This window comes from Amnibacterium endophyticum, from assembly GCF_042680685.1.
Lineage (GTDB): Bacteria > Actinomycetota > Actinomycetes > Actinomycetales > Microbacteriaceae > Amnibacterium > Amnibacterium endophyticum.
Genome location: NZ_JBHUEA010000027.1, coordinates 23,783 through 29,892 on the forward strand (window position 1 = coordinate 23,783; position 6,110 = coordinate 29,892).

Sequence of the window (6,110 nt, forward strand, 5' to 3'; positions counted from 1 at the left end):
GAGCACCGGGCCGGATGCCGCGCCTACTCCGCGAGCAGGTCCAGGGCGTGCTGCAGGTCGTCGGGCAGGGGGCTCTCGTAGGAGACCGGCTCCCCCGTCGCGGGATGCGCGAAGCCGAGCCGGGCGGCGTGCAGCCACTGGCGGTGGACGCCGAGGCGTTCCGCGAGCACCGGGTCCGCGCCGTAGGTCGTGTCGCCGATGAGCGGATGGCGGAGGTGGGAGAGGTGCACGCGGATCTGATGGGTGCGGCCCGTCTCCAGGTGGACCTCGAGCAGCGTGGCGGCCCGGAACGCCTCGAGCGTGTCGTAGTGCGTGACCGACGGGCGCCCGTCCGCGATCACCGCGAAGCGGTAGTCCGCCCTCGGGTGCCGGCCGATGGGCGCGTCGATCGTCCCCGCCGTCGGGTCCGGGTGCCCCTGCGCGAGCGCGAGGTAGACCTTGTCGACCGTGCGCTCCTTGAACGCCCGCTTCAGCACCGTGTAGGCGTGCTCGCTCTTCGCGACCACCATGAGCCCGCTCGTGCCGGCGTCGAGCCGGTGCACCACCCCCGCGCGCTCCGCGGCGCCGGAGGTGCTGACGCGCACCCCCGCCGCGGCGAGGCCGCCGACGACGGTGGGCCCGGTCCAGCCGGGCGAGGGGTGGGCGGCGACGCCCGCGGGCTTGTCGACGACGATGAGGTCGTCGTCCTCGTGCACGACGCGCATCCCGGGCACCTCGACCGGCGCCACGTCGACCTCGCGCTCCTCCTCCCACCGCACCGACAGCAGGCCGCCGACGGGCAGCCGGTCGGAGCGGCCGACCTGGCGGAAGTCCACCTCCACGCCGCCCGCGTCCGCGATGCCGGCCGCGCGGGTGCGGCTCAGCCCCAGCAGCTTGGCGAGGGCCGCGTCGACGCGCTCCCCCGCGAGGCCGTCCGGGACGGGGACCATCCGCTCCGGCACGTCAGCGCCGCTTCCGCGCCTGCGCCCCGTCGATGGAGACCCCGAGCAGGGTCAGCAGCACGAACAGGCACATCGAGGTGACGATCGCCATGTCGGCGACGTTGAAGATCGCGGGCAGCAGCGGGATCTGGATGAAGTCGACCACGTGCCCGACGCCGAAGCCCGGCGGGCGGGTCAGCCGGTCGAGGAGGTTCCCGACCGTGCCGCCGAGCAGCAGCCCGAACAGCACGCCCCAGACGACGCGGCGGATGCGCGGGGCGAACGCGATCAGGAAGACGACCACCGCGACGGCGATGATCGAGAAGATCCACGTGGAGCCGCTCGCGAGCGAGAAGGCCGCGCCGGGGTTGTCGACCCTGCGGAAGACGAGCAGGTCGCCGACGACGTGCACGGGCGTGTCGAACGGCAGGTTCGCGAGCGCCCACGCCTTCGCGCCCTGATCGGCGGCCACGACCGCGGCGGCGATGAGCACGAGCACGCCGAGCACGAGGGGCCGGACCCGCCCGCGGCCGGACGCGGAGCGGGGCGCCGCCGTCTCCGGCGACGCCCCGTGATCGCGCTCCGCGTCAGTTGCCACCGAAGCCCTGGAACCCGCTGGGCGCCGTCGCCCCGACGCCGTTGAAGGAGCCCGACACCATGTTCGAGCCCTCGAGGTCGCGCAGCTGGCCCTCGATGTAGCTCTTCAGCTTCTGCCGGTACTCGCGCTCGAAGCCGCGCAGCTCGTCCACGCGGTGCTCGAGCACCGCCCGCTCCTGCTCCATCGAGCTGAGCTGCTGCCGCTGCTTCGACTCGGCGTCCGCGACGACGCGGGCGGCGGCCGCGTGGCCCTCCGCGATCAGCGCGTCGCGCTTCTCGACGCCCTCGCGCACGTGCTCCTCGTGGAGCCGGCGGGCGAGCTGCAGCAGGTTGTTCGTGTTCGACGGGTCCACGGCGCCCGCGTCGACCTGCGCCGTCGGGTAGCTGAGCTGCGGCTGCTGCGGCAGCTGCTGGGCCTGCTCCCCGGTGACCGGCACGGCGCTGCTGCGCTGCAGCTCGGCGATCCGGGACTCGCTCGCGATCAGGCGCTGACGCAGGTCCTCGTTCTCCTGGCCGAGGCGCCGCAGCTCGACGACGACCTCGTCGAGGAAGTCGTCGACCTCGTCCTGGTCGTACCCCTCGCGGAACTTCGTCGGCTGGAAGCGCTTGTTGACGACGTCTTCTGGGGTGAGGGCCATGTGCGTTCCTTCATGGTCGTGTCAACGGCGGGCCGCCCGGTTCGCGGTGCGGGAAAGGCTAGCGCGAGACGGCCGCTCGGCACCCCGTTTCCGGGGGCGTGCCGCGGCCGCGCGTGTCGCGCGCGGAGGTGCTATGCGACGGCGCCCGCGGCCTGCACGGCGCGCGCGACGTACATCAGCACGATGACCGCGAACATCACGATTGTGAACCCGAAGTCGAGCGCGAAGCCGCCGACGCGCAGCGGCGGCACGACGCGCCGCACCGCCTTCACCGGCGGGTCGGTGGTCGTGTACGCGGCCTCGGCGAGGACGAGGAGCACGCCTCTCGGCCGCCACTCGCGGCTGAAGGCCTGCACCAGGTCGAGCACGAAGCGCGCCCAGAGCGCGAGGAAGAACACCAGCAGGACGATGTACGCGATCCCGCCGACGACCGCCAGCACGCTCACGCCCCCGACCCCTGCACGCGTCCAGTATCCCGAACGCGGCGGGCGCCGGCGCGCGTCACCCGGTGAACGTGGCGTCCAGCTCCGACTCCGGGCCGGGCTCGTCGCCGGACACGGTGATGTGCTCCGGCGACAGCAGGAACACCTTGCTGGTGACCCGCTCGATCCGGCCGCGCAGCCCCATCGAGAGGCCGGACGCGAAGTCGACCAGCCGGCGCGCCTCCGCCTCCGTCATCTGCGTCAGGTTCAGGATCACGGGCGTGCCGCCGCGGAAGTGGTCGGCGATCTGCTCCGCGTCGCGGAACTGCCGCGGGTGCACGGTGATGATCTCGTTCAGCTCCGGCGCCGCCGCCCGCACGGCCGCGCTGCGCCTCGGCAGCGGGGTCACGGGCGCTCGCGTGACGACCGGCTGCACGTGCGGCGTCACCGGCTCGACCGGCTCGTCGTACTCGTACTGGTCGTCGGCGAGGCCGAGCCACACCATTGACTTCCGGATCGGGTTCGACATGGAGTCCTCCTGGGGGCTGCGCACGCGCCCCCCGCGGTGCCGCCCGGTCGTCACGCTACCCCGGGGTGCTGCGCGGGCCCGTGATCGCGGCCCCCACCCGTACGTGGGTGGCGCCCGCCGCGATCGCGGCCTCGTAGTCGCCGGACATCCCGGCCGAGATCCACGACGCGTCGGGGGCGACGCGGCGCACCTGGTCGGACGCCGCTTCCAGGCGGGCGAAGGCCCGCGCCGGCTCCTCGTCGCGCGGCGCCACGGCCATCACGCCGCGGAGGCGCAGGTGCCCGGTGGCGAGCACCGCCTCGGCGAGCGGCCCCAGCTCTGGGGGTGCGGCGCCGCCGCGGCCCGGCGTGTCGCCGTCGAGGTCGACCTGGAGCAGGACGTCGAGGTCGGCGTCGCGGAGGGCGTGCACGAGGTCCGCGCGGTCGACGGAGTGCAGCGCGTCGACGTAGCGCGCCACCTGCCGGGCCTTGTTCGTCTGCAGCTGCCCGATGAAGTGCCACGCCGCGTCCGGGACGGCCGCGGCCTTGTCGCGGGCCTCGGGGTGGCGGTTCTCCCCGAAGTCGGCGACGCCGAGGGCCCGCAGCCGCTGCACGAGGTCGACCGGCTGGAACTTGGTGACGACGATCAGGGTGACGTCGTCGGGAGCCCTGCCCGCCCCGCGGGCGGCGGCGGCGACGCGCTCGCGGACCTCCGCGAGCCGCGACTCGAGACGCTCCGGCACGGTCCGAGGGTACGGGCGGACTGCGACGGTTCGTGCGGGACGACGGCGCGGAGGACCCCGGAGCGGGTGGAGGACGAGGAAGCCGTCCACGTCCTCCACCCGGCGATCCGTCCTCCGCCCCGACCCTCGACCCGCCCGCTTCACGGGACCGCGGGCCTCCCGGGACCGCGGGTCGGGCGGCGCGGGTCGCGCCCGCGGATCAGCGGAGGAACTCCGGGATGTCCAGGTCGTCGTCCTCGTCGGTGCCGCCGTAGTCGAGGTCGCTCGTCTGCGTCAGCGTCGTCGACTCGGCCACCAGCTGCCACTCGTGCGAGCCGGTCGAGTTGCGGTCGGCCGCGGTCGCCGCCGCCGAGACGGGGGCGGGTGCCGCGGGCGACGCGATCGGGGCGGGAGCCGGCTTCGCGGTCTCGACGAAGTTGCTGCGGCGCACGTCGCCGCGCTTCTCGCGGCCGCCCTCGCCGTCGAAGCCCGCCGCGATGACCGTCACCCGCACCTCGTCGCCCAGGGTGTCGTCGATGACCGCGCCGAAGATGATGTTCGCCTCGGGGTGCACGGCCTCCTGCACCAGCTTCGCGGCGTCGTTGATCTCGAGGATGCCGAGGTTCGACCCGCCCTGGATCGACAGCAGCACCCCGTGCGCGCCGTCGATCGACGCCTCGAGCAGCGGGGAGGCGACCGCGAGCTCCGCCGCCTTGATGGCGCGGTCGGCGCCCCTGGCGGAGCCGATGCCCATCAGGGCGCTGCCCGCACCCTGCATCACGCTCTTCACGTCGGCGAAGTCGAGGTTGATGAGGCCGGGCGTCGTGATCAGGTCCGTGATGCCCTGCACGCCGGCGAGCAGCACCTGGTCGGCGGTGGCGAACGCCTCCACGATCGAGATCCCGCGGTCGCTGATCTCGAGCAGGCGGTCGTTCGGCACGACGATGAGGGTGTCGACCTCGTTCGCCAGCGACTGGACGCCCCGGTCCGCCTGCGCGAGCCGGCGCTTGCCCTCGAACGAGAACGGCTTCGTGACGACGCCGATCGTCAGCGCGCCGATCGACTTCGCGATGCGCGCGACGACGGGGGCGCCGCCCGTGCCGGTGCCGCCGCCCTCCCCCGCGGTCACGAAGACCATGTCGGCGCCGGCCAGCGCCTCCTCGATCTCCTCCGCGTGGTCCTCCGCGGCCCGCCGGCCGACCTCGGGGTCGGCGCCGGCGCCGAGCCCGCGGGTCAGCTCGCGGCCGACGTCGAGCTTCACGTCGGCGTCGGACAGCAGCAGCGCCTGGGCGTCGGTGTTGATCGCCACGAACTCGACGCCGCGCAGGCCCAGCTCGATCATCCGGTTCACGGCGTTCACGCCGCCGCCGCCGACGCCGACGACCTTGATGACCGCGAGGTAGTTCTGGTTCGACGTCACGACTGCCTTCCGGAGCGGGTGGGTGAGGCTTCAACCTGTACTTGAAGGTGAAAGACCTGCTCACGACGGGAATCCGTCGCCGCCGACGGTAGGCGCTGTCCCCCGTCCGGGTCGGCACGACGCGCCGATCAGCGCGTCAGGACCACGCCCGGGGACGACACGTCGATCTCGGACGCGCCGAGCGACGCCTTCGGGAGCGCCGCGGCCAGCGCCTCCGCCTTCGCCGCGGCGTGCTCGGCACCGCCCCACTGCACGCGGAGCCCGTCCGCGAGGACGAGGACGACGTCGTCGGGCCCCGCCGCCTCGACGCGCACGACCCGCAGCCCGCGCTCCCCCGCTGCGCCGACGGCATCGACCGCGACGGCGTAGGCGCGGGGCGACGCGGATCCCGCCAGCACCGGCAGCCCGGCCCAGCGCGTCGCCGCGGCGTCGATCACGACCCGCGACGCGTCGAGCCGCTGCCAGCCGTCCGCGGTCCTGCGCTGCAGCACCGGCGTGCGCGGGACCACCCGCACCTCGAGGACGGAGGGCGGCCGTCGCACCACCGAGACGGACTCGACGGCGGCGACGCCGCGCACCGCGCGCCGCACGTCCGCGTCCTCCACGAGGGCGATCGGCCGGCCCCGCTGCCCCGCGAGGGCCTGCTGCACGGACGAGGCGACGTCGGGCGCGGCGCCCGTCACCTCCACGCGCTGGACCGTGAACACGGGCGCGAACGCGAGCAGCGCGGGCACGCCGACGAGCAGCACGACCAGGCCGGCGACGACGAGCGGGACGACCCGGAGCCGGCGGGGACGCGGCCGCCGCAGCTCGGCCGCGAGCGCGCGGCGCCGCTCCCGCACGGCGCGCCGGATCGCCCGCCGGTCGTCGCGGCGGGGCGGAGG

At 74.6% G+C, this 6,110-nt stretch carries 8 protein-coding genes; all 8 read right to left on the reverse strand.

What is annotated here, in order from left to right; translation table 11 throughout:
- Positions 1 to 23: 23 nt before the first annotated feature.
- Entirely contained in the window at positions 24 to 941 is a 918-nt protein-coding gene (locus tag ACFSBI_RS14565; protein ID WP_377936176.1) for an RluA family pseudouridine synthase, read from the reverse strand.
- Between the two features lies 1 nt (position 942).
- The gene (gene lspA / locus ACFSBI_RS14570) at positions 943 to 1,518 is read right to left on the reverse strand and encodes a signal peptidase II (RefSeq protein ID WP_377936178.1); all 576 of its coding nucleotides are present in this window, start codon (positions 1,516 to 1,518) and stop codon (positions 943 to 945) included.
- Positions 1,508 to 2,155 carry a DivIVA domain-containing protein gene (locus ACFSBI_RS14575; RefSeq protein ID WP_377936180.1) on the reverse strand — a complete coding sequence of 216 codons (648 nt, stop codon included), beginning with the start codon at positions 2,153 to 2,155 and terminating at the stop codon, positions 1,508 to 1,510. The genes lspA and ACFSBI_RS14575 overlap by 11 nt, the downstream gene beginning before the upstream one ends.
- Positions 2,156 to 2,286: 131 nt before the next feature.
- Positions 2,287 to 2,601, reverse strand: coding sequence for a YggT family protein (locus ACFSBI_RS14580; RefSeq protein WP_377936182.1), 315 nt, complete (start codon positions 2,599 to 2,601; stop codon positions 2,287 to 2,289).
- A gap of 55 nt (positions 2,602 to 2,656) precedes the next feature.
- Entirely contained in the window at positions 2,657 to 3,106 is a 450-nt protein-coding gene (locus ACFSBI_RS14585; protein WP_377936184.1) for a cell division protein SepF, read from the reverse strand.
- 55 nt (positions 3,107 to 3,161) lie between these two features.
- Entirely contained in the window at positions 3,162 to 3,827 is a 666-nt protein-coding gene (locus tag ACFSBI_RS14590) for a YggS family pyridoxal phosphate-dependent enzyme (protein ID WP_377936186.1), read from the reverse strand.
- 199 nt (positions 3,828 to 4,026) lie between these two features.
- A complete protein-coding gene (gene ftsZ / locus ACFSBI_RS14595; RefSeq protein ID WP_377936188.1) occupies positions 4,027 to 5,226 on the reverse strand; it encodes a cell division protein FtsZ in 1,200 nt (399 codons plus the stop codon).
- A gap of 128 nt (positions 5,227 to 5,354) precedes the next feature.
- The coding region (locus ACFSBI_RS14600; RefSeq protein WP_377936190.1) for a cell division protein FtsQ/DivIB at positions 5,355 to 6,110 on the reverse strand (756 nt) is incomplete at its 5' end.

Excerpts from the sequence above, each read along its gene's own strand:
- ACFSBI_RS14575 (WP_377936180.1), bottom strand. The coding sequence starts at position 2,155 with ATGGCCCTCACCCCAGAAGACGTCGTCAACAAGCGCTTCCAGCCGACG.
- ACFSBI_RS14585 (WP_377936184.1), bottom strand. The coding sequence starts at position 3,106 with ATGTCGAACCCGATCCGGAAGTCAATGGTGTGGCTCGGCCTCGCCGAC.